Here is a 24760-nt window from a genome sequence, read left to right on the forward strand (position 1 = left end):
GTCATCCTTTTGCTTAACTTGCAAATGTGATAGAATAGATTAAATTAAGTGAAATCAACCTTAACTTATAAAATTTGATGAGATAATATATTAATCCAATAAGGAGGAAAACTGGCCACCATTTTAAAGTTTATTTTTAAAATGGTCTAGTATATCAAGCTATGCCTTCAGAACCAGTCTTAACCGGAGCAGAAGTTGTCAATATCTGCTCTGAATACATGAATGAAACTGACCTTTTACTCGTAGAAAAAGCACTTGCCTGTGCTTCACTTGCCCATGCCGACCAATATCGTGCTTCTGGCGAAGCCTATTTTGTTCATCCTACCCAAGTTGCAGGAATATTAGCCAAATTAAAACTGGATGCCGTTACCGTTTCCTGTGGTTTTTTGCATGATGTCGTTGAAGATACTAATTTTACTCAGGGTGACCTGCAAGAGTTATTTGGCGATGAAATTGCTGAAATAGTAGATGGTGTTACCAAGTTAGGTAAAGTTGAGTATAAGTCACACGAAGAACAATTGGCAGAAAACCATCGGAAGATGCTAATGGCTATGTCCAAGGATATCCGTGTTATTTTGGTTAAACTGGCCGACCGTTTGCATAATATGCGTACGCTTAAACATCTTCGTCCAGATAAACAAAAACGGATTTCACGTGAAACAATGGAAATCTATGCCCCCCTTGCTCATCGTTTAGGGATTGCCAGTATTAAGTGGGAATTAGAAGATCTATCCTTCCGTTATCTTGAAGAAGCGGAATTTTATCGCATTCGTGGTCTTATGAATGAAAAACGGACTGCTCGCGAAGCGCTCGTTACGGAAGTGATTGGGAAATTACAAGAACGTGTGGAAAAAGCAGGAGTGGATGCCGAAATTTATGGACGTCCGAAGCATATTTATTCTATTTATCGTAAAATGCACGATAAGAAAAAACGCTTTGATGAAATCTATGACTTGATTGCTATTCGCTGTATCACTGAAACAACAAGCGATGTTTATACAACTTTGGGATATATTCATGACCTCTGGAAGCCAATGCCAGGACGTTTTAAAGATTATATTGCCAATCCGAAAGCCAATGGCTATCAATCTGTCCATACGACAGTTTATGGACCAAAAGGGCCAATGGAATTCCAGATTAGAACGCGGGAAATGCACCAAATTGCGGAATATGGGGTTGCCGCTCACTGGGCTTACAAACAAGGAATTAAATCAAAAGTTGATGTTCATGAAATCTCAGAAACATTGAATTGGATTCATGAACTAGTCGAATTGCGCGAAGAAGCAGGCGACTCAGCCGAAGATTTTGTTAAAGCAGTTCAAGAAGATATCTTATCAGACAAGATTTATGTCTTTACTCCGAATGGTGAAGTGCAAGAACTCCCTAGAGGCTCTGGTCCAATTGACTTTGCTTATGCGATTCACACTAAAGTTGGAGATCATGCGACGGGTGCTAAAGTAAATGGACGTATGAAACCTTTATCTGTTCAATTAAAAACAGGGGACCGAGTTGAAATTATTACCAGCTCAAGCTCTTTTGGACCAAGTCGTGACTGGATTAATTTAGTTAAAACCAATAAGGCTCGAAACAAAATTAAGCAATTCTTTAAAAACCAAGACAAAGAATTGTCGGTTAATAAAGGCCGTGAAATGTTGCAAGAAGCTTTGGAAGAAGCTGGCTTTGTTCCAAATCAGTATTTAGATAAAAAACACCTTGATGAAGTTTTCAATAAGATTAGTTATCGCAATGCCGAAGCTTTGTACGCGGCAATTGGTTTTGGTGAACTTTCGGCGACAACGATTGCTAATCGTTTAACTGAAAATGAACGCCGTGAAGCTGAGAGAGCTAAACAAAAAGCTGAAGCTGAAGAGCTGATGAAGGGTGAAGTTAAACGCGAATCAAGTAAAAATATCATGAAAATCCGCCACGACGGTGGTGTTAGCGTTTCTGGTATTGATAGTCTACTTGTTCGGATTGCCAAATGTTGTAATCCAGTTCCGGGTGACCAGATTGTTGGATATATTACAAAAGGTCGAGGCGTTTCTGTTCACAGGGCGGATTGTCAAAATGTGCGCAGTATGGAAGACTTTGAACAAAGACTTGTCGAAGTTGAATGGGATGATTCAGAGAACTTGGTCAAAGAATACGTTGCTAATATTGATGTCTATGGATTTAATCGTCCAGGATTGCTCAATGATGTGATGCAAGTTTTATCAAATTCGACTAAAAATTTGATTTCGATAAATGCTCAACCAACAAAAGATAAAAAAATGGCGAATATTCATATCGCTTTAGGGATTAAAAATTTATCAGATTTAACTTTGATTGTTGATAAAATCAAAATGACTCCTGATGTTTATTCGGTAAAACGGACAAATGCCTAAAAAAAGAGCTTGACTTAGTCAAGCTCTTTTATATTAGATTCTTTAATAATGTAGTTGGGACGTCTTTTAGTTTCCAGAAAAATTTTAGCAATGTATTTACCAATGATTCCAAGAGAGAGAAGTTGTAAGCCCCCCAAAAGTAAAATCAGGACAATGAGGGTCGGAAAACCCTGAACAGGGTCGCCAAAAATCAGTGTTTTAAGAAGATAAAAGATACTGAGTAGGACGGAAGCTAAAAAACTGATAAAACCAACAAAAGTTGCGATATTGAGAGGTGTTTCGGAAAAGTTTATAATCCCATCAATAGAATAACTAAGAAGTTGTCTAAAAGACCAAGAAGTCTGCCCAGCACTTCGTTCATGATTTTCATATTCTAAATAGGTGACTTCATAACCTACCCAAGAGAATAAGCCCTTTGAAAAGCGATTGCTTTCTCTTAGCTCTAAAATACTATCGACAACTTGCCGAGTCATTAAGCGAAAATCTCGTGCCCCTTCAACGATTGGCGTGGTAGAAACTTTATTAATAATTTTATAAAAAAGGTTCGAAAAAAGGGAGACAATTAAGGCTTCACCTTTGCGAGAAATGCGACGGGCACCCACTGCATCGTAGCCTTCTTTTAGCTTATGATACATAGGGACGAGAAGTTCTGGCGGATCTTGTAAATCAACATCCATGACAGTGATAAGGGATTCTTTAGTGGCTTGCAGTCCTGCGAGTAAAGCTGCTTCCTTCCCAAAATTTCTTGAGAAGCTAATATAGTTGATATTATCATTTTGTCTTGCTAATTTTTTTAATAAAGGAAGAGTTTGGTCACTAGAACCGTCATTTACAAAGTAAAAATTTTTTTTAATTTCAAGATTTTCTGTTTTTTTGTTTACCTCTCGGACGAAAAGTTCAATCGTTTCTTGTTCATTATAGACGGGGACAACAATAGCTAATTCTTCCATTTTTTTCCTTAATTATTCTTGTAGTTTATTAATCTTTAGAAAGTCTTATATCTATTAATGATAATACCTAAAGAGTGCTATGATGTCAAGGATTCTTGCCATCTTATTGACTAGGTGAGCATTTTTTTAATTGGCAAGGTGGTTTATGAAAAATAGAGGATTGACTTAAAAAATCGATTAAACTCAGGTAAATAAAATAGCTTTTTTATGCTATACTGTCAGTAAAGAGATCAACATAGGAGTGAAACATTAAGTATTATGAAAATAGTAATTCAACGAGTAAAGTCAGCTTCTGTCAGTATTGATGGAAAAATTAAAGAAAAGATTAATCAGGGTTTTTTGCTTTTGGTTGGAGTTGAAGATGCTGACAGCAATTTTGATTTGGACTATGCGGTGCGTAAAATTGCTCAAATGAGAATCTTTTCAGATGAAGCTGATAAAATGAATCTCTCTGTTCAAGATATTCAAGGAGAAATATTATCAATTTCTCAGTTTACTTTGTATGCGGAAACTAAAAAAGGTAATCGTCCGAGCTTTTCTGCGGCAGGAAAACCTGATTTTGCTAAAGCAATGTATGAAAAATTCAATGACAGTTTAGCTCAGATTGTGCCAGTTAAAGCAGGTGTTTTTGGTGCAGACATGCAAGTTGAATTGATAAATGATGGCCCTGTCACGATTATTTTAGATACGAAAGAAGCTAGAAAAAATGCCTAAAAGATTGCAAAAGAGTAGAGTTAAAAAACAAGCTCCTGTTCGCGCTGTCAGTAAAACCAAAACTTTTCAAAGCTTAAAAAAATCTGAGCAGACTGACCAAGTGGGGGAAATTTGGCAAAATAATATCATTCAATCACTTGACGAAGATTATTCAAAGGAGCAGACCAGAAAACAGCAAAATAAAAAGATGACTGACCGTCAAAAACGAAAAATTGAGGAAATGCAAAGTAATCCAGAGATGATTCAAGCGCGTGAAGAACTCAAAGAAGAATTTCTCAATACCCATCCGCAATATGCCAAGATGACCAGTGAGGAATTACAAGAATCAATGACTAGGCATGCTTTAGAGGATGAAAAACTCAGAAAGCAAAAATTGCGCAATCATATCGAAGCTTTTGCTGATGCGATTATTGCGGTCATCATTACAATTATGCTTCTTGAAATTCCAGTGCCTTCTGGTAATCAAGGTTATTGGGAATTTCTGAGTTCTGCCGGTATTTTTCTGGTAAGTTTTGTTGTTACTGCTAATTTTTGGTTCAATCGTCACAAGATTTTTGCACTGACAGAAGAAATTACGGAAAAAATCATTGTTCAAGATTTTATCTTTATCGGCTTACTTTCACTCATCCCACTTTTGACCAAGTGGATTATGGTTGCTCCAACTTCATTTAGTGCTTTTAATTTTGGTTTGGTTTTGATTGTAATTTTACTTCAGCAAGAACTTTTAAGTTATTCGATTACTAAAGATCATTTTCGTAAGATGCCAAAATCTTTTAAATTTTGGCGTCGTGTCTGGACAATCCGACTATTTTCAACAATTCTAATGAATATTGCAATCATGATAATTGCCATTATTTTTCCATTTTATGGTCATTGGCTCTTTGTGATTGTTCCGGTTTTTAACTTTTTATTCCGCATGGTCAATGACCGAAATCAGGAAGAAGAAGTTTATGCTGCGACACGTTCTATCGGTGTTCCCTATTTGAAAGAAGGTTAATAATGACTGTAAAAAATATTATTTTTGATTTGGGTGGCGTAATTTTAGATTTAGGTTTTACGCGAATGATTAATTCTTTTGAGCAACTTGGCGTCAAGGATTTTTCTAGTTACTTTAATCCACAAAAACAAGTTGATTTTTTTGAAGAACTAGAATTAGGACTTATATCACCAGACGTTTTCTACGATGAGTTTAGAAAAGCGACTAAAAGCCAGCTGACAGACGAAGTAATTGAAGAAAATTGGAATTTAATTCTAAAAGATTTTCAAAAAGAACGAATGAATTTACTGACAGACTTGTCAGCAGATTTTTCACTTTATCTTTTCTCAAATACCAACGCTATTCATGCTAAATGTTTTGAGCAACGTTGTATCGAACAAATGGGTCAGCCTTTAGCAACTTATTTTACAAAAGCCTATTATTCACATGAATTACATTTAAGAAAACCAACAGTTGAAAGTTTTCACGAGGTTCTCCGTCAGTCCAATTTAAAGGCTGATGAAACTTTATTTATTGATGACAATGCGGACAATATCTTAGGAGCGCAGGCAGCGGGTCTAAAAACTTATCATCTGAAAGCACCAGAAGTACTGACAGAAATTGATTTTAATAAAATAATTTACTGACGAATCTGTCAGTATTTTTTTGAAAAAAAATTTATACTGCATAAAGTTAATTCTTGACAATTGTCTGACAATTCGGTAAAATACAGTTTATTGAAATTATTTAGTTACAAATTCAGAAAAATGAGGATTTATTATGGGATTTATGAGAAAAGCCGATTTTGAGCTTTATCGTGATGCAGATAAACATTATAATCAGGTACTAACCACACGTGATTTTCTTGCACTAGGTGTTGGAACAATTATTTCAACTTCTATCTTTACCTTGCCAGGACAAGTTGCCGCTCAATTTGCGGGCCCAGGGGTTGTCTTTTCTTATCTACTTGCCGCTTTGGTCGCTGGTTTTGTGGCCTTGGCTTATGCTGAAATGTCAACAGTAATGCCCTTTGCTGGTTCAGCCTATTCTTGGATTTCGGTCTTATTTGGCGAAGGTTTCGGCTGGATTGCTGGTTGGGCTTTGCTTGCGGAATATTTTATTGCTGTTGCCTTTGTTGGCTCAGGTTTCTCAGCAAATCTTCAGCAATTACTAGCGCCACTCGGTTTCCATCTGCCAAAAGTATTGGCCAACCCTTTTGGTACAGATGGTGGAATCGTTGATATTATTTCACTTTTGGTCATTTTGCTCTCGGCAATTATTGTCTTTCGTGGGGCATCTGATGCTGGACGAATCAGTCAAATTCTTGTTGTGCTTAAAGTGGCAGCCGTTATTGCTTTCATCATTGTGGGGATTACGGTCATTAAGCCAGCAAATTACCATCCATTTATTCCGCCACACAATCCGAAAACAGGTTTTGGTGGCTTCTCGGGGATTTGGTCTGGGGTGTCGATGATTTTCTTGGCCTATATTGGTTTTGATTCAATTGCCGCCAATTCAGCGGAAGCTAAAAATCCCCAAAAAACAATGCCACGTGGAATTATTGGGTCGCTTCTCATTGCTGTTGTTCTATTTGCAGCAGTAACCTTGGTACTTGTAGGGATGCATCCTTACTCAGCCTATGCAGGAAATGCAGCGCCAGTTGGTTGGGCCCTTCAACAATCAGGTTATTCTGTTTTATCAGAAGTTGTCACAGCGATTGCACTTGCCGGAATGTTTATCGCTCTTTTGGGAATGGTCCTTGCAGGTTCGCGTTTGCTTTATGCTTTTGGACGCGATGGACTTTTGCCTAAAGGTTTAGGTAAAATGAATGCTCGAAATCTTCCAGCAAATGGTGTGTGGACCTTAGCCATTGTTGCTATTGTCATTGGGGCATTCTTCCCCTTTGCTTTTCTTGCTCAACTTATCTCAGCCGGAACTTTGATTGCTTTCATGTTTGTAACTCTTGGAATTTATTCGCTCCGTCGTCGTCAAGGAAAAGATTTACCAGAAGCAACTTATAAAATGCCTTTTTATCCAGTACTACCAGCTCTTGGTTTTATTGGGTCATTATTTGTCTTTTGGGGACTGGATGTTCAAGCCAAACTTTATTCTGGAATTTGGTTCCTTATTGGAATTGCGATTTATTTTGCTTATGGAAATCGTCGCAAAAAGAAATAAGACGAAAAATAAAAAAATTAACTTAGAGATTACAAAAAATGGTTTCAAAATTTTTGAGACCATTTTTTTGTCATTATTTTGGAGCTGACAAAAATTGCTAAAATAGCTAAAATAAGTTAAAATAGGGAAGTTATCAGCAACTTATGATATGAGGAGTAAACTATCTAAAATGAAAGAATATGAAAAACAACATCGAATCTTCTATGTCTTTTTACGCAATCTTGTCGCCTTTTTACTTTTCATTTTTAATGGAAAAAGTAAATATTACAATATTGACCGGATTCCTAAAGATGAAAATTATATATTAGTCGCCCCCCACCGAATGGCTTGGGAGCCAGTATGGTTTGCTTTTGCGACTCGTCCAAAACAATTTATTTTCATGGCCAAAAAAGAATTGTTTAAAGGATTTGGCGGTTGGTGGATTAAAATGTGTGGTGCTTTTCCGGTTGACCGTGAAAACCCAGGGACTAAACCCTTAAAACATGCCGTTAAAATGCTTAAAGAATCAGATAAATCAATGATTATGTTCCCTTCAGGTAGCCGTCATAGTGCCGAAATGAAAGGTGGCGTTGCGGTCATTGCTAAAATGGCAAAAGTTCGTATCGTACCAGCCGTTTATCAAGGACCTCTGACAATGAAAGGAATTTTCAAACGTCAAAAAGTTGCCATTAATGTTGGTCACCCTATTGATATTTCAGATATCAAAAAAATGAATGAAGAGGGAATTGCCGAAGTTAACCGCCGAATGGAAGTTGCTTTTGCTGAACTTGATAAAGAATTAAACCCTGATTTTCATTACGAAGCAAAATAAAAAATAAAAAACTCTAGCAAAATATTTTGCTAGAGTTTTTTATCAGTCTGTGTCGAATCAAAAATTTGTCCTTCTGTTAGATTGAAATCAGACAGAAAATTTAAAATGATTGATTTTTCATTTTCGTTGTATTTATCAAAAATTTGTCCAAGCTTTAAATCCATGATTTTGTGCATCTTATCATGGATACTTGCCACTTTTAAGCCTTTAGTTGTGATATGGTAGTAAATTTTCTTTTTATCATTATCCGCTTGATAAGTTGTTAGAAACTGATGTTTTATTAAATTTTGAACAGCACGGGTCACTCCCCCACGAGTGACTGATAATTTTGTGGCTAATTCAATACCAGTTAAATCTTTTTTGGTTAGGGCCGATAAAATGTGAAGAGCGACAACTGACAGAGTCAAAACTTCTTTTTCTAGTTTGTCATCATTTACTTGCTCTAAAATCCATTTTCTTTCTTGAGAGCGATTGTCAGTTGCATGACGCAGTTCATGCAATTCCTTTGAAATTTTTTTGTCCAAGTTTGCTGAGTTCATTTTATCCATTCTTATATTATATCACAGCCAGCCATACGAAATAGATTTCCTAGGGCTGATTTTGGCTGACCAAAGAAGACCGATGATGGTTTGCAAAACCACTTTAACGAGCGAGCAAAAAGTCTAATGAAAGAGGTGAGGGATATTTAGATAAGAAAGTGAGGTCTCAGAAACTTTGTCCAATTTTTTCTGCATTAGTGAACGCTTTCTCTTTCAATTCAGCAGAACGTTCTGGATAGCGAGCATATCCTTCTACGAAGAGTTGCTTGCGATTTTCGTCAGTAATTCCCACCATTTTCATTGTTTGGTCAATATAGGCAGCTCCTAAATCATTCGCCATATGGGTTGGATCTTGTTCATTATGATAAAAACCGCCAGCGGATTGGATATGAAGTGATTTTTTTCCTTCAAGTAAACCAATCGGACCATTTTCAGTATAACGGAAAAGCTTTCTAGGTACGGCAATGACATCGATATATTGTTTCAATTCAGCAGTGACAAAGCCATTGTACATAGGATTGACGAAAACATATTTATCAGCTGACAGAAATTCTTCTAAATATTCTTCATGACGATGGAGTAAATTTTTGTCAGCCTCATTAAGTAAATCGGGAGTATATTTATTACGCTTCCAAGCTGCAAAAGTTTCGTTATCAAGAGCTGGTACTTTTTCTGCAAATAAATCGCGAATGATTATTTTATCAGAAGGGTTTGTTTGGCGATAAGCTTCTTTGAATTTTTCAGTTGTAGCAAGAGACCAACTGAAATCATCAGTGTGTGGGTGGGCTAAGACGATGAGTAATGTTGTCATTTTATTTCTTCTTTCTTTTTTGTTGACAAACAACATTATAGACTTAATTTTGTTGCTTGTCAACATGAAAACGAATTAAAAATCGAGTGTTTTGTGGTATTTCAGTTTGTAAAAGCTATGTAAAAGTGTTACAATTAATGGTAATATCCACTTATTTATGTGAAAGAGAAAATATGCCAAATATTATTAGAAAACTTGTCGAAAACGACAAAAAAGAGCTCAAAAAACTCAATAAAATGGCGCTCCAAGTTGAAAGTTTCGCTGATGAAATGGAACACTTGACAGATGAGCAGTTAAAAGCCAAAACTCCAGAATTGAAAGAACGTATTGCAAAAGGAGAAAGTCTTGATGACCTCCTCTATGAAGCTTTTGCCGTTTGTCGTGAAGCAGCTCGTCGTGTGCTTGGATTGTATCCTTTCCATGTTCAAATCATGGGTGGGATTGTCTTGCATAATGGGGACGTTCCTGAAATGCGTACTGGTGAAGGTAAAACCTTGACTGCAACAATGCCTGTTTATCTTAATGCTTTATCAGGCAAAGGGGTTCACGTTGTTACTGTCAATGAATACTTGGCAACTCGTGATATGACTGAAATGGGTGAGCTTTATAGTTGGCTCGGTTTAACTGTTGGTTTGAACTTGAATTCAAAATCACCAGAAGAAAAACGTGAAGCTTATAACTGTGATATTACTTATTCAACATCAGCTGAGCTTGGCTTTGACTATCTTCGAGATAATATGGTTACTCGTGCTGAAGATATGGTTCAAAAACCACTTAACTATGCACTTGTCGATGAAGTAGACTCAATTTTGGTCGATGAAGCTCGGACTCCTTTGATTATTTCTGGACAAGCCGAAAGTTCATCAGCACTTTACTATCGCGCTGACCAATTTACTAAGACTTTAAAAGGTCAAAACTTGAACGTTGCAACTTCTGATTACGAAGAGGGCGATGATTACAAGATTGACTTACAATCAAAAACAATTTCTTTAACTGAAGAAGGAATTGATAAGGCTGAAAAATTCTTCCAAATCGAAAATCTTTATGATATGGAAAATGTTGCCTTGACTCACTTTGTTGACAATGCTTTGCGTGCCAACTTTATCATGCTTCATGACATTGACTATATGGTTGATGAAAATCAAGAAGTCTTGATTATTGACCAATTTACAGGACGTACGATGCCTGGTCGTCGTTATTCTGATGGTCTTCACCAAGCAATTGAAGCTAAAGAAGCTGTGCCAATTCAAGATGAATCAAAAACAATGGCTTCAATTACCATCCAAAACTACTTCCGGATGTATAAAAAATTGTCAGGGATGACAGGTACGGCTAAAACAGAAGAAGAAGAATTCCGTGAGATTTATAATATTCAAATCACACCAATTCCAACCAACCGTCCAGTTCAACGTTTAGACCATCCAGATTTGCTTTACCCAACTTTGGAAGCTAAATTTAAAGCAGTTATTGATGATATTAAACGTCGTCATGCTGAAGGTCAACCGATTTTGATTGGTACTGTTGCTGTAGAAACTTCAGAATTGATTTCTAAGAAGTTGGTTGAAGCGAAAATTCCTCATGAAGTTTTGAACGCGAAAAATCACTTCCGTGAAGCACAAATCATCATGAATGCGGGTCAACAAGGAGCAGTAACGATTGCGACCAACATGGCCGGTCGTGGGACTGATATCAAGCTTGGGCCTGGTGTAATTGACCATGCAGACCCTGAATTCCGAGGTCTTGCTGTTATTGGTACTGAACGTCATGAATCTCGCCGTATTGATAATCAATTACGTGGTCGTTCTGGACGTCAAGGTGACCCAGGGGTTTCACAATTCTATCTTTCTCTTGAAGATGAATTAATGAAACGTTTTGGTTCTGAACGTGTTTCAGCTTTCCTAGATAGAATGCGTATTTCTGGTGAAGATGCTGTCATCAAATCTGGGTTGATTACTCGTCAGATTGAAAGTTCACAAAAACGTGTCGAAGGAAATAACTATGATTCTCGGAAACAAGTCTTGCAATATGATGACGTAATCCGTGAGCAACGTGAAGTAATTTATGCGCAACGTCAAGAAGTTATCTTGACTAAAGAAGATATGACTCCTGTTTTGATGGGCATGTTCAAACGGACAATTGACCGTCAGGTTGATGGTCATGAACTTGCAGGGAATCTTAAAGACGAAGAAACAGTCAAAGATCTCTTACAAACAGTGCAAAACACAATGTTGCCAGAAGAGGCAATTGAATTATCTGAATTGACTGGTCTGTCAGGACAAGCAATGAAAGATTTGATTTTTGATAAAGTCAAAAGTCGTTATGCTTCACAGATGGAAAAATTAGCTGACCCAGAACGTCAGTTAGAATTCCAACGTGCGGTTATCTTGCGTGTGGTTGATAATAACTGGTCAGAACATATTGATGCTCTTGACCAAATGCGTCAATCAGTCGGACTTCGTGGTTATGCCCAAAATAATCCGATTGTTGAGTATCAAGAAGAATCATATAAAATGTACAATAATATGATTGGTGCGATTGAATTTGAAGTCACTCGTTTGATGATGAAAGCACAAATTCAACCACAAACGGCAATCCGTCAGGAAGCGCCAAGAATGACAACGACAGCTTCACAAGAAAACATTACAAATGTCGGCCCTGACACTTCTGTCAGTGAAGAAATTTCATTTGAAAATGTTGGACGTAATGACCCTTGCCCATGCGGCTCTGGTAAGAAGTTTAAAAATTGTCATGGACGTACACACATTGCCTAAAAGGCCAATTAATTTACTGACAGCTCTGTCAGTAAATTTTTTTATCAATAATGGACGCAAATAAATGTAGAATTAATTAAAATTTTGATACAATAGATAAAATAACAAAGCGAAATACGAGGAATTAGAATGACTTTTAAAGAAATAAGTCCTAAGATAAATATTGATGCCATTAAGATGTTGGGTCATCTCAATAGTGAGCAACAAGAAAAAAAGATGCTTCGAGATAAAGAACTTGAAGCAATTATCAAAGGCGAAGATGACCGTTTGCTTTTGATTATCGGACCTTGTTCGTCTGATAATGAAGAAGCAGTATTGGAATATGCTCGTCGTTTAGCCAAACTTCAAGAAGCAGTCAAAGACAAGATTTTTATGGTAATGCGTGTCTATACTGCTAAACCTCGTACAAATGGAGATGGCTATAAAGGATTGATTCACGAACCTGATGCGGATGGTCATACTGACTTAATCAACGGAATCAAAATGGTTCGCGACTTGCATTACAAAGTTATCACTGAAACTGGTTTGACAACTGCTGATGAAATGCTTTACCCAGAAAATCTGCCAATGGTTGATGATTTGGTCAGCTACCATGCGATTGGTGCACGTTCTGTGGAAAATCAACAACACCGTTTTGTAGCTTCTGGAATTGATGTTCCAACGGGCTTGAAAAATCCAACTTCAGGAAACCTAAAAGTAATGTTCAACGGTATCTATGCTGCGCAACAATCACAAGATTTCCTTTTTGGTCGTGCAGAAGTTCAAACTTCAGGAAATCCACTGGCACATGCAATTTTGCGCGGTGGACAAGATGAAAATGGCAAATACCATCCAAACTACTATACAGATAACTTGCTTGAAACAATTGAGATTTATGAAAAAATGGGCTTGAAAAATCCTTTCATTCTCATTGACACAAATCATGATAATTCAGGTAAAAAATTCATGGAACAAATCCGTATTGTCCGTCAAACATTGGTCAATCGTGATTGGGATGATAAAATCCGTCAAAACGTTCGTGGCTTTATGATTGAATCATATCTTGAAGATGGTCGTCAAGATAAGCCAGAAGTTTTTGGTAAATCAATTACCGATCCATGTTTAGGTTGGGATAAAACAGAAGCGCTCGTTCAAGAAATTTACGAAGCTGAAAGTAAAAATAAATAAAATTAAAAGCTGTCAAAACTGACAGTTTTTTTTCAATTTTAAAGAGTATAAAAGTAGTTTAAAAAATATTAATTTGATCAGGAGATGAAGCGGATAGTAGTAAGGCTTCAAAAGTAGCCCTGAAAAAAAACTTGAAAATTTAACAGCAGATATTGCAAACCCTTTCGTTTTGTGGTACAATTTCAAGAGTGATAGATATTTTAGATATCGTCAATAAAAATGAAAAAACATCTAAGGAGAACCATAAAAATGGCATCTAAAGAATTCCACATCGTTGCAGAAACTGGTATCCATGCACGTCCAGCTACATTGCTTGTGCAAACAGCTTCAAAATTCACATCAGAAATCACTTTGGAATACAAAGGTAAATCAGTAAACCTTAAATCAATCATGGGTGTTATGTCACTCGGTGTTGGTCAAGGCGCTGACGTTACTATTTCAGCTGAAGGTGCAGATGCTGACGACGCAATCGCAACAATCGCTGAAACAATGACTAAAGAAGGACTCGCAGAATAATCATGACAACTATGCTTAAAGGTATCGCCGCATCATCAGGTGTAGCAGTAGCTAAGGCATACTTGCTTGTCCAACCAGATTTGTCTTTTGAAACAAAGACAATTGCTGATACAGCTAATGAAGAAGCTCGCCTTGATGCAGCACTTGCTACATCGCAAAGCGAGCTTCAACTTATTAAGGACAAAGCAGTAACAACCCTTGGTGAAGAAGCAGCATCTGTATTTGACGCTCATATGATGGTCCTTGCTGACCCAGATATGACTGCTCAAATCAAAGCAGTAATCAATGACAAAAAAGTTAACGCTGAATCAGCTCTTAAAGAAGTAACTGATATGTTTATCGGTATCTTTGAAGGAATGACTGACAATGCTTATATGCAAGAACGTGCAGCTGATATTAAAGACGTTACAAAACGTGTTTTAGCTCACCTTCTTGGCGTTAAATTGCCAAGTCCAGCACTCATCGATGAAGAAGTAATCATCGTTGCTGAAGATTTGACACCATCTGATACAGCTCAATTGGACAAGAAATTCGTAAAAGCCTTTGTTACTAACATTGGTGGACGTACTTCTCACTCTGCAATTATGGCTCGTACTTTGGAAATTCCAGCAGTTCTTGGAACAAATAATATTACTGAACTTGTTTCTGAAGGTCAACTTTTGGCTGTTTCAGGATTGACAGGTGAAGTAATTCTTGACCCATCTGCTGAACAACAAAGCGAATTCCATAAAGCTGGTGACGCTTATGCTGCTCAAAAAGCAGAATGGGCTGCTCTTAAAGACGCTGAAACTGTTACAGCTGATGGACGTCATTATGAGCTTGCTGCTAATATCGGTACACCTAAAGACGTTGAAGGTGTTAACGATAATGGTGCTGAAGCAATTGGTCTTTATCGTACAGAATTCTTGTACATGGATGCACAAGATTTCCCAACAGAAGATGACCAATACGAAGCTTACAAAGCTGTACTTGAAGGAATGAATGGTAAACCAGTTGTTGTCCGTACAATGGACATCGGTGGTGACAAAACATTGCCTTACTTTGATCTTCCTAAAGAAATGAACCCATTCCTCGGATGGCGTGCACTTCGTATCAGCCTTTCAACAGCTGGTGACGGAATGTTCCGTACACAATTGCGTGCGCTCTTGCGTGCTTCTGTACACGGACAACTTCGTATCATGTTCCCAATGGTTGCTCTCGTAACTGAGTTCCGTGCAGCTAAAAAGATTTATGATGAAGAAAAAGCTAAATTGATTGCAGAAGGTGTTCCAGTCGCAGAAGGTATCGAAGTTGGTATCATGATTGAAATTCCAGCAGCAGCAATGCTTGCAGACCAATTTGCAAAAGAAGTTGATTTCTTCTCAATTGGTACAAACGACCTCATCCAATATACAATGGCTGCAGACCGTATGAATGAGCAAGTTTCTTACCTTTACCAACCTTACAATCCATCAATCCTTCGTTTGATTAACAATGTAATCAAAGCAGCTCACGCTGAAGGTAAATGGGCTGGTATGTGTGGTGAAATGGCCGGCGACCAAACTGCTGTACCATTGCTTATGGGTATGGGGCTTGACGAATTCTCAATGTCAGCAACATCAGTACTCCAAACACGTTCACTTATGAAACGTTTGGATTCTAAGAAAATGGAAGAATTGTCTAGTAAAGCTTTGAGCGAATGTGCAACAATGGAAGAAGTTATTGCCCTCGTTGAAGAATATACTAAATAATATTTTCAATTAGTTTCGAATGATAAGCCTGTCAATTAATGACAGGCTTTTTTTAAAATAGTCTGTTTAGCTATAATAGATTTCTTAGAAGTAAAAAAACTTATCCACGGGGATAAGTTTTTTTCTATCAAATGAATTTGAAAAGAGTATAATAATAAGTGGATAAGGAGTTTTATGAAAAAGCTAAATTTTTTTGATTATTGGCTAATTGGAGAATTAATCTTTTGTTTAATACTTCTCTTAATTTTACCCCAGCAAATTAAGCTGAATTTCTGGATAATTCTGACGAGTAAAGAAACAAGCGGTTCAGTCTTGAATATTTTTGCGCTTCCTCTTATTATGGCTCTTCCTAATATTATTCAACGCTCTGTCAGTAAGAGTGGCATCTACTGGTCAAAATTGAGAGTAACTACTCTGATTTTCAATATTATCCTTCTTTTATTGACCACTTTTTGGTTGCTGACACTGCCTTTTGGACAATAAAAAAATTACTGATGAAAAGTCGAGTCTCTTTGTACTCTGAGAGTTTATAGAGAGACTCTGCCAATTCTGTCAGTAACTTATAGAAAGGATTAAAATGGTAATCCTTTAGTGAATTTTCCGAGTTTTTGTTCTGTAACTTTTTCAATTTGACTAAGTGCATCATTAACCGCATCAGTAACCATATCTTGTAAAGTTTCAGGATCTTCAGGGTCAATAACATCTGGATTAATGTTAAGAGATTTCAAGGTGCGATCACCAGAAAATTCAACCGTTACAAGGTCTTGAGCAGATTTACCAACAAAAGTTGTATTGGCAATTTCTTCTTGTGAAACTTGCATTTGTTTTTGAAGTTTTTGTGCTTGTTTCATCATTGATTGCATATTCATCATGGAAATATATACCTCTTTTAGAAATTTTGTTGAAAGGCTTTCAACACCCTACTATTTTACCATAAAAAAGATAATAAAAAAATAAGCTAACAAAGGAGAAAGAAATGAAACTTACCAAAAACCAAGAAGAATTACTTAATTTGATTTATCAAGTTGTGTTAGAGCAAACGGTCAGTCCGAAAGAACGTGAGTATTTTATTGATGCTAAAAAGCGCATTGAATTAGGTAAAAATTTTGATGGCGAAATGAGTGAACTCTTAAAAGAATTGATGTATATTCCCAATTCTCCAGTGGTGAACCAATTTACAGAAGAAGCGCGTAAAAGGATGTTGGTAGGCCCATCAACAGGAGGGACAACTCATGGCTTTTCAAATTATCAAACCAAAAAATGAATAAAAAAGTGATTTTATTATTGTAAAATCACTTTTTGAATTACTAAGGGTGGGTCAATAAATAATTTTAGAAAATAAAAAAACTCAGCCTTAGCTGAGTTAATATTAGTGCGGTGGGCGGGACTTGAACCCGCACCAAGAAAATTCCCGACAGGATCCTTAATCCTGCGCGTCTGCCAATTCCGCCACCACCGCAAAACAGTACCTAAATATAATACCATTTTTCGCCATCTTCTGTCAAGAAAAAACTCATAAATCACTGATATAAAAGTCAATAAATTACGGATTATAAGTCTTCATAAATTTTGAAATTGTTTGACGATAGAGTGTGGGATTCGTTTCGAAAGACCGAGCGTGAGCAGCATTTTTAACAACTAACATTTCTTTGGGCGTTCCGGGCTTGACTGATTTGTAGTTCTCATAGACCATTGAAGTTGGAACATATGTATCTTTGCTTCCATGAATCAAGAGAATGGGAAGTTTATCTTTGGCTAGGGCTTTAGTTGCGCTAGCTTCTTGGAAAAACCACCCTTGTCGAATTTTGCTTTCAAGAGAAACGCTGTAAACCAGCGGGAAAGCTGGAATGTTGTAGCTTTCTTTGGCTTGATATACAATTTCATCCCAAGCGTTAGTATAACCACAATCTTCGATAATATTTTTTACCGATGATGGTAAACTCTTTTCGCTAGAGGCCATCATTACGGTAGAAGCGCCCATTGAAAGACCATAAAGGCTGATATGACTTTCGGGATTTTTGTCAGTTAAATATTTTGCCCAAGCGATCACGTCAAATTTATCATGGTAGCCAAAAGTAATAAAATTCCCCTGTGAATTTCCGGCACCACGATTATCTGGCATCAAGACATTATAGCCTAACTCATGGAAAAGTTGACCATATTGTCGCATCGCAGATTTATCCTGACGAAAGCCATGGACAACAATCACAGTATTATTGGTTTTTTGTTCAGCTGGTACATACCAAGCATCAAGTTTTAAATCATTATTTGTCAATGTTTCGGTAGATTTTGGTAGTTTATTAAATTTTTGAACCAGAGAATAATTAGGGCTTGAGGTTTTGACTTGTCCAATTGGTTGATTATTCCGGACACAAGCAATTTGATAAAAATATAAAGTAGCCCCTAAATTAAGGATTAAAAGGACAGATATAATAGCAATTAATATAGTCCAAATTCGTTTTCTTAGCGATTTTTTCATGAATTTCATTATACATGAAAAAATGTTATAAAACCAATATAAAAAATCTATAATGTCGTACAATTTTCGTGGTAGATAGATTAATGTGTGTTTTTGTGATAAACTTATTCTGAAAGTAATTTTTTGTGAAGGAGCTTTCAATGATTGAAAAATGTAAGGAGTGGAAAAAGCTAAACATGAAAAAAGGAATAATAGCATTTTTGACAGTATTGACAATTTTGCTAACGGGAGCGGTCAAAGTTTCAGCAGACTCAACACAGGCAGAAATTTATCGACTTTATAACAAGAATACCGGAGAGCATTTTTATACAAGTAGTGCCTTTGAACGAGATTCTGTTAACAAATCAGGTTGGTCTTACGAAGGGGTAGGATGGATTGCTCCCAAAAAATCATCAACGCCAATTTATCGAGTTTTCAATCCAAATGCCAAAGGTGGAGATCATTACTACACCAAAAGTAATTATGAAGCTAACCAACTTGTAAAAAAAGGATGGAAATGGGATAACAAAGGTCAACCAGTATTCTATTCTGGAGGGAATATTCCAGTATATGTTGCATTTAATCCTAATGCCAGCTCTGGTTCACACAACTTCACAAAAAATTCAAATGAGCAAAAGAACCTTCTTAATTCTGGATGGAAATATGGAGCGGTCGCTTGGAACTCTGAAGCTTGGATAAGTCCAAAACCACAACCTTCTTGGAAGCCAGGCGTTTCTCGTTTGTACACTATTCCAGGAGTTGCCCGCACCGTTTTTGGTGACAATATCATGGAAGAGTCAAATGTCAGTAAATTAGGACCTGTAACAGTAGAGGTAAGTGCCGATTTAAATCTTACTGGCTCTGGACGAGGCTATCATGGGAAACTGATGCTAGGTGATATGAACGGTAGCAATGTATCCTTCGGGATTCAGTATGATGCCAAAAGCGGTTTAGATGATGGTCAATGGGCTGGAAAAGGAGTCTATTTATCAGAAAATGTTGCAGGTGGAGGAGTACATGAAGGCGGAAATGCTTTATACGTTGCCTATGGACCAGCTCCTATTGGTAAAAAAGTTCACCTCAGTTTGGCTTATTATCAAAGCCGTCAGCTTGTAGCCTTCTTTGCTGATGGAGTATTGATGGGTAGTCAAAAAGTTAGCTTTAATGCCACGAAATCAACGACAAATGCCATCCTAAATCAAGATCGCACAGGTTTGACAGAAACAAATGCACTCTATATGATTAGTGCGCAAGGGGCGACTGCTTTTGGAGGAGATTCAATAAATGCAGTATTTACCAATATTAAAACAGGAGGAGTTCCTGTCGGATATGAAGACTGGGTAGATAAACCTGGAAATGGTGCGCTCAATTGGTGGAACATATTGGCTAAAAACTATTCAAGCACTTACCAATCAAATGGTATCGCAGATAGCCAAAAAATTCCAGAAAATGCCCAAGTAACAGTTAACGGAACTTGCAACCTACCTGCTGGTTATGACTGGGATTCATTCCCAGGAGCAAAACAACCGACGGGTGGAATTCAAATTCCAGCAGGAATCCCTCTTAACTAAGCGGTTCGAGTTTAGGCTCCAAAATTTCAAAAAATTATTTAGCATTTTTTGAAAAAGTGTGATAGAATGAAGAAAATAGAATAAATACTCCACCGGGAGTTAAATCGTATGAACGATTGTTTGCATTTCAGTAGGTCTGAGAAGAAATGTAGATAGTCGTTCTTTTTTTAGCTGAGGAGGCGAAAATGACTTGGATATATCTACTAATAGCAGGAATTTTTGAAGTGGTTTGGGCAACAACAATGAAGTTAAGCCACGGATTTTCAAATATAAAGTTTACATTATTAACAATCATTGGGATGATTGCTAGTTTTGGTTTCCTCGCCCTAGCTCTAAAAAAGCTTCCTTTAGGGATTGCTTATCCAATTTGGACAGGGATTGGTGCAGTGGGCTCTATCTTAATTGGTCTTATGATATTTAAAGATAAAGTTCCACCATTAACATGGCTTTTTATAACTTTCTTAATCGTGGGGATTATTGGAATAAAAGTAACAAGCGGTCATTAAAGTTGACACAGCCTTTTAATTTTTTAGTATATAGATTTCATGATATAATAAGAGAATTGGTAAAAAATAAAAGAAATAGCAATAGCTGAGTCTATTTGCTATTTTTGAATGAGGAGGAAAAAATGAAAAACAAAAAAAGCATGATGAATTTAGCAATTTCTAATCTGTTTTTAGTATTTTTGGGTGCAGGTTTAGTCATTCCTGTTTTGCCAACCCTTAAAGAACAAATGCACTTTTCTGGGACAACAATGGGAATGATGATTTCTATTTTTGCCATTGCTCAGTTAATTGCCTCACCGATTGCTGGTGCTTTATCTGATAAAATTGGGCGTAAAAAACTCATTGCGATCGGAATGATTATTTTTTCTTTTTCCGAACTTTTATTTGGACTGGCGCAAGCGAAAACAGGCTTTTATATTTCACGAGCTTTAGGAGGCGTTGCAGCGGCAATGCTGATGCCATCAGTTACAGCTTATGTGGCTGACATGACTACAATTTCCGAACGCCCTAAAGCAATGGGACTCGTATCAGCGGCAATTAGTGGTGGGTTTATCATTGGACCCGGTGTGGGTGGATTCATCGCTCATTTTGGTATCCGTGTTCCTTTCTATGTTGCAGCAATTTTAGCTTTTATTGGTTTTATTTTAACAATCACGATTTTAAAAGAACCTGAACGGACAATGGAAGCCAATCATGAAACCGAAAAAGTTTCATTCCTTGATATTCTCAAGAACCCATTATTTGGCTCATTATTTATCATTATTTTGATATCATCATTTGGATTACAAGCTTTTGAGTCAATTTATAGTATCATGGCAAGCATTAACTTTGGATTTAGCATGGGGGAAATTGCTTTAGTCATTACAGTAAGTGGTATCCTGGCCCTCTTTTTCCAACTCTTTTTATTTGATACAATTGTTAATAAAATCGGAGAACTTGGTCTAATTCAACTGACTTTCTTTGCAAGTGCAATTTTTATAGCAATTATTGCATTTACGAAAACAAATTTAGTTGTGGCTCTTTCGACCTTTGTTGTATTCTTAGCTTTTGACCTGTTCAGACCAGCTGTGACGACCTATTTATCGAAACATGCTGGAAATCGTCAGGGAGCAATTAATGGTTTAAATTCGGCCTTTACAAGCTTTGGTAATATCTTAGGGCCAATGGCTGCAGGATATATGTTTGATATTAATCATCTATTCCCTTACTATATCTCTGCGATTATTTTACTTGGAACAGGATTTTTATCATTATTCTTAAATAGAAAAAATTTGGGTAAAGCTTAAATCACTTTTCAGATAGAAAGTCTACGGTCATTCGTAGGCTTTTTTCTTTATATTCAAGACTTCCAGAGAAATTATAAAACATTAAAAAACTTCATTACATTTTTTTATTATTATTAAATAAAAGTAGGATTACAATAAAAGGTAATAAGGTAATCCGAAAAGCAGAAATTCTGTTGATTTTTAAGGGTACATAAACTATACTAATATCAGCAAAGGATGGGAAGATTCTATTTTAAATGAGAAAAAATGATTAATATAGACTATCCTCAGTATTAATATCTAAGAAAATGAGAATAAAATAATATGAAATTATCAATTGTTGTTCCGGTATACAATGAAGAGGAAAGTATAGAACTATTTATAAAGGAAGTAGATGATAAAACAGAAAAGTTACCGCTCGATAAAACTTTTTATTTTGTCAATGATGGTTCTACTGACCAGACATTAGTGATGATAAAAGAGTTATCCGAAAAAAGGATGGATATAAAATATATAAGTTTTTCAAGAAATTTTGGAAAAGAAGCGGCATTACTTGCTGGTTTAGAGGTATCTGATGGCGATTTCGTTACAATAATGGACGTTGATTTGCAAGATCCGCCAGAAATGTTAAATGAAATGTTTATAAAAATTAATGAGGGGTATGATGTTGTAGGGACAAGACGAATAAATCGAGAAGGTGAGCCATATATCCGTTCTTTTTTCTCAACCCTTTTTTATAAGATTATAAATAGAATCTCTAAAACAAAAATCGTTGATGGAGCGCGTGACTACCGGTTGATGACTCGACAAGTTGTGAATAGTATTTTGAGACTTCAGGAGAACAATCGATTTTCAAAAGGTTTATTTTCGTGGGTAGGTTATAAGGTACTTTATTTAGACTATACAAACAGAGAAAGAACTACTGGACAGACTTCTTGGTCATTTTGGAGTTTACTTCGTTATTCTGTAGATGGTTTTATTAATTTTTCTGAACTTCCTTTGAATATTGCAACTTTTATCGGTATACTTTGTTTTTTTTCTTCAATAATATTGAGTTTTTTCTACATTTTGAAAACTATTATCTGGGGTGATGACGTCCAAGGTTTTCCAACACTTGTTGTTTTAATTTTGATGTTGGGGGGCTTGCAACTCTTAGCTTCTGGAATCATAGGAAAATATCTCTCAAAGACATTTATAGAAGTAAAAAAACGTCCGAATTATATCATCAAGGAAAGTAATATAGAAAGAAGGTTTGATTGTGAGCAAAAAGGCTAAAATCCCTCTATTATTAGTAATTATATTTTATGCTTTATATTTTACACTAACAAAAGTTGACTGGATGAGTGGAGATGCTCAATGGTTTTCTAAGGTTGATGCTTCCCCAATCAGTTTTGTGATAAAAAGGTATGAAACTTGGTCATCTCGGTTTTGGATTGAGGGGGCAACTCTGATCGCAAGCAAACACTTAATTTTATTTTATATTTTCACAGTAATTTTGACACTTTTATTTTTTTATTCTCTGAGTGAACTTTTTTCTTTTAATGAATATAATAGTAATTTAGTTCTTGTTGTCTTTTTTATGGCACTATTTCCGGTTGTTTCTCTTCAATCTGCAGGGCCAATTGCTACAATAGTAAATTACATCTGGCCTAGCGCATTATTTCTTTATTGGTTAATGACAGATAGACACAGAAAAATGAAAAATATTGGAAGTTTACAAAATTCGCTTAGTATCCTATTTCTGGGACTCTCTGTTTTTAATGAAGGGTTGGCAATTATCCTCTGCCTCTATCTTATTCTTTGCCTTATAGTAGAGAAAAAGAACTTTTTTAATACATATAGAATGATTTGTCTTGCCATTTCTCTATTAAGCTTTTTAAACGTCTTACTTTGCCCTGGAAATCAAAATCGGGGAATGTTGGAAATGGCAAGGTGGTTTCCGACTTTTAATCACTTATCATTTTTAGATAAAATACTCATACAGTTTAATAATATTGCCTCAAATTTGATAGTAAGTCACAATCTCCTTGAAGTTTTAGTTATATTATTATTTATCAAGGCGATTCAAAGGAAACAAAGGCTGTCAGTTATTCTATCTGGAGCAGTCATAATGCTGACGAGTGCCTCTCATCAACTAATTTCAGACCGACTTAGTGTAATAGTAAAGGAGTCTCCAGGGAAAGAATTTAATCAGCAGATAATCGGGACGCTTTTGAAACCTACTCTCATTTTTGCGACTCTAATCCTTTTGATTGTTTTGATTATTATTCTGTTATATGGTAAGTCAAAAACAAGCTTAATGATAATCGCTTCTCTAGTTATTACCTTTTCGTCAGCTATGGCTATAAGTCTATCACCAACCTTGTTAGCTTCGGCAGATAGACCTCTATTGTTCTTATATTTTGCACTTGTATTTAATTGTATTTTCTTAGTTAATGATTTAAGTAAATTTAGTGAAAGAAAGGCCAGCATAATCATGGATAAATCTGATTAGAAAGTTTCCCTAAAAGTTCAAACTAAGGAAAGAATATTCTGCGTAAAGTATCAATTAAAAGCTCTCAAGTCATTAACTTGAGAGCTTTTTCATTTTTATTATATAAGCATTTCTCAATTATAGCGCGTGATTAGAGTAAAATGTTAAGCGATACGAAAGTGATTAATATTACTATGGTAAAATTAATCACTTTTTTCTGACCTTTTATCATAAAACTTTAATTAAAATAGTATTTAAAGAGCCCAACATTTTTGATATTCTAGATATATCAAAAGAGAATAAGGGTTTTGATAACATTTTTGTTTTTTTAGTGAATGTATAAATTTTGAGTTGATTGCGTATAGGTTTAAAAAAGCAAAGAATATTATAAAGAAGAGAGGGAGAATAAGCTTAATAAATGAATTTGTCAGAAATTCATAGAATAGTTTATAATATCTGTAAGAAAGAGTATTTGTATATGAAAAGGAAAAAGGATACTTTAGTTAACCTAAATGATACCATCAAAAGAGTAATTGAAAATGTTCAACCTAAAATACCACAAAAAATTAGTTTTGATAAAGAACTAAATGCTACTCTTCATATTGATGAAGTAATTTTTAAAAAAATTATCCGAATCTTTTTAGAGAACGCAAGTAAAACCGCAGATCCAAAAAGTGTATTAAAAATAGCTTTATTAAGACAAGGAGATTCTATTGATATCTCTGTTTCCAATGAAGGGGTAAATTTTATTTACGAGGAGAAGAAGGCTATCTCCAAGTTCAATCTTTCCGATGATATTCTAAGAACAAGAACAACTATTGGACTTTCTCTTATCAACGAGTATGCTGAAGCTTGTGGAGCGTGGTTTTTTCTATCTGATAATTTCCCCAGCGGAAATGTATTTCATCTTGTATTTAATCAAAACCAAGAAAAGAGATAA

At 36.0% G+C, this 24760-nt stretch carries 23 protein-coding genes and 1 tRNA gene; 18 read left to right on the plus strand and 6 right to left on the minus strand.

The window, feature by feature from the left end; all coding sequences use genetic code 11:
- Positions 1–161 precede the first annotated feature (161 nt).
- Positions 162–2384 (plus strand): RelA/SpoT family protein, encoded by a 2223-nt coding sequence (locus KW2_RS00435; protein WP_011675156.1) that lies wholly within the window; start codon positions 162–164, stop codon positions 2382–2384.
- Positions 2385–2398: 14 nt separating this feature from the next.
- On the opposite strand, the gene KW2_RS00440 is transcribed toward KW2_RS00435, so the two are convergent.
- Positions 2399–3334, minus strand: coding sequence for a glycosyltransferase family 2 protein (locus KW2_RS00440; protein ID WP_021036541.1), 936 nt, complete (start codon positions 3332–3334; stop codon positions 2399–2401).
- A gap of 258 nt (positions 3335–3592) precedes the next feature.
- On the opposite strand from KW2_RS00440, the gene dtd reads away from it, so the two are divergent.
- The 5 genes from dtd to KW2_RS00465 all read left to right on the plus strand — a co-directional run bounded on the left by dtd (position 3593) and on the right by KW2_RS00465 (position 8013).
- Positions 3593–4048, plus strand: a complete 456-nt coding sequence (gene dtd, locus KW2_RS00445; RefSeq protein ID WP_011834213.1) for a D-aminoacyl-tRNA deacylase — start codon at positions 3593–3595, stop codon at positions 4046–4048.
- On the plus strand, positions 4041–5045 hold the full coding sequence (locus KW2_RS00450; protein WP_021036542.1) for a TMEM175 family protein: 1005 nt from the start codon (positions 4041–4043) through the stop codon (positions 5043–5045). The genes dtd and KW2_RS00450 overlap by 8 nt, the downstream gene beginning before the upstream one ends.
- A gap of 2 nt (positions 5046–5047) precedes the next feature.
- Entirely contained in the window at positions 5048–5671 is a 624-nt protein-coding gene (locus KW2_RS00455; RefSeq protein WP_011675159.1) for an HAD family hydrolase, read from the plus strand.
- A 133-nt stretch (positions 5672–5804) separates the two neighbouring features.
- Positions 5805–7202 carry an APC family permease gene (locus KW2_RS00460; RefSeq protein ID WP_011675160.1) on the plus strand — a complete coding sequence of 466 codons (1398 nt, stop codon included), beginning with the start codon at positions 5805–5807 and terminating at the stop codon, positions 7200–7202.
- Positions 7203–7371: 169 nt separating this feature from the next.
- Positions 7372–8013 carry a lysophospholipid acyltransferase family protein gene (locus tag KW2_RS00465; RefSeq protein ID WP_011675161.1) on the plus strand — a complete coding sequence of 214 codons (642 nt, stop codon included), beginning with the start codon at positions 7372–7374 and terminating at the stop codon, positions 8011–8013.
- A gap of 29 nt (positions 8014–8042) precedes the next feature.
- Here the strand turns inward: KW2_RS00465 and KW2_RS00470 are convergent, their stop codons facing one another.
- Entirely contained in the window at positions 8043–8552 is a 510-nt protein-coding gene (locus KW2_RS00470; protein ID WP_011675162.1) for a MarR family transcriptional regulator, read from the minus strand.
- A gap of 166 nt (positions 8553–8718) precedes the next feature.
- The gene (locus tag KW2_RS00475) at positions 8719–9363 is read right to left on the minus strand and encodes an FMN-dependent NADH-azoreductase (protein WP_021036543.1); all 645 of its coding nucleotides are present in this window, start codon (positions 9361–9363) and stop codon (positions 8719–8721) included.
- A gap of 173 nt (positions 9364–9536) precedes the next feature.
- Between KW2_RS00475 and secA the strand changes: the two genes are divergently transcribed.
- The 5 genes from secA (at position 9537) to KW2_RS00500 (ending at position 16030) form a co-directional block, all read left to right on the plus strand.
- Positions 9537–12134 carry a preprotein translocase subunit SecA gene (gene secA / locus KW2_RS00480; protein ID WP_011834222.1) on the plus strand — a complete coding sequence of 866 codons (2598 nt, stop codon included), beginning with the start codon at positions 9537–9539 and terminating at the stop codon, positions 12132–12134.
- 129 nt (positions 12135–12263) lie between these two features.
- Entirely contained in the window at positions 12264–13301 is a 1038-nt protein-coding gene (locus tag KW2_RS00485) for a 3-deoxy-7-phosphoheptulonate synthase (protein WP_011834223.1), read from the plus strand.
- 249 nt (positions 13302–13550) lie between these two features.
- Positions 13551–13817: a phosphocarrier protein HPr gene (locus KW2_RS00490; RefSeq protein ID WP_011834224.1), complete on the plus strand. Its 267-nt coding sequence runs from the start codon at positions 13551–13553 to the stop codon at positions 13815–13817.
- A 2-nt stretch (positions 13818–13819) separates the two neighbouring features.
- Positions 13820–15547 (plus strand): phosphoenolpyruvate--protein phosphotransferase, encoded by a 1728-nt coding sequence (gene ptsP / locus KW2_RS00495; protein ID WP_021036544.1) that lies wholly within the window; start codon positions 13820–13822, stop codon positions 15545–15547.
- Between the two features lie 174 nt (positions 15548–15721).
- The gene (locus KW2_RS00500; RefSeq protein WP_021036545.1) at positions 15722–16030 is read left to right on the plus strand and encodes a hypothetical protein; all 309 of its coding nucleotides are present in this window, start codon (positions 15722–15724) and stop codon (positions 16028–16030) included.
- Between the two features lie 89 nt (positions 16031–16119).
- On the opposite strand, the gene KW2_RS00505 is transcribed toward KW2_RS00500, so the two are convergent.
- Positions 16120–16419: a YbaB/EbfC family nucleoid-associated protein gene (locus tag KW2_RS00505; RefSeq protein ID WP_011675168.1), complete on the minus strand. Its 300-nt coding sequence runs from the start codon at positions 16417–16419 to the stop codon at positions 16120–16122.
- A gap of 104 nt (positions 16420–16523) precedes the next feature.
- On the opposite strand from KW2_RS00505, the gene KW2_RS00510 reads away from it, so the two are divergent.
- Complete coding sequence (locus KW2_RS00510; RefSeq protein ID WP_011834226.1) at positions 16524–16811, plus strand: hypothetical protein; 288 nt, start codon at positions 16524–16526, stop codon at positions 16809–16811.
- Between the two features lie 109 nt (positions 16812–16920).
- Here the strand turns inward: KW2_RS00510 and KW2_RS00515 are convergent.
- Positions 16921–17006, minus strand: a tRNA-Leu gene (locus KW2_RS00515).
- Between the two features lie 84 nt (positions 17007–17090).
- Positions 17091–18026: an alpha/beta hydrolase gene (locus KW2_RS00520; RefSeq protein ID WP_041168543.1), complete on the minus strand. Its 936-nt coding sequence runs from the start codon at positions 18024–18026 to the stop codon at positions 17091–17093.
- A 140-nt stretch (positions 18027–18166) separates the two neighbouring features.
- Between KW2_RS00520 and KW2_RS12380 the strand changes: the two genes are divergently transcribed.
- From KW2_RS12380 to KW2_RS00550, 6 genes are all read left to right on the plus strand, one after another.
- Positions 18167–19576 carry a cell surface protein gene (locus KW2_RS12380; RefSeq protein WP_021036547.1) on the plus strand — a complete coding sequence of 470 codons (1410 nt, stop codon included), beginning with the start codon at positions 18167–18169 and terminating at the stop codon, positions 19574–19576.
- A 185-nt stretch (positions 19577–19761) separates the two neighbouring features.
- On the plus strand, positions 19762–20082 hold the full coding sequence (locus KW2_RS00530; protein ID WP_021036548.1) for a SugE family quaternary ammonium compound efflux SMR transporter: 321 nt from the start codon (positions 19762–19764) through the stop codon (positions 20080–20082).
- A 122-nt stretch (positions 20083–20204) separates the two neighbouring features.
- Positions 20205–21368 carry an MFS transporter gene (locus tag KW2_RS00535; RefSeq protein WP_021036549.1) on the plus strand — a complete coding sequence of 388 codons (1164 nt, stop codon included), beginning with the start codon at positions 20205–20207 and terminating at the stop codon, positions 21366–21368.
- A 303-nt stretch (positions 21369–21671) separates the two neighbouring features.
- A complete protein-coding gene (locus tag KW2_RS00540; protein WP_021036550.1) occupies positions 21672–22622 on the plus strand; it encodes a glycosyltransferase family 2 protein in 951 nt (316 codons plus the stop codon).
- Positions 22606–23841, plus strand: a complete 1236-nt coding sequence (locus KW2_RS00545) for a hypothetical protein (protein ID WP_021036551.1) — start codon at positions 22606–22608, stop codon at positions 23839–23841. The genes KW2_RS00540 and KW2_RS00545 overlap by 17 nt, the downstream gene beginning before the upstream one ends.
- A 397-nt stretch (positions 23842–24238) precedes the next feature.
- The gene (locus KW2_RS00550; protein WP_021036552.1) at positions 24239–24760 is read left to right on the plus strand and encodes a histidine kinase; all 522 of its coding nucleotides are present in this window, start codon (positions 24239–24241) and stop codon (positions 24758–24760) included.

The sequence above is a fragment of the Lactococcus cremoris subsp. cremoris KW2 genome (assembly GCF_000468955.1).
GTDB classification, from domain to species: Bacteria; Bacillota; Bacilli; order Lactobacillales; family Streptococcaceae; genus Lactococcus; species Lactococcus cremoris.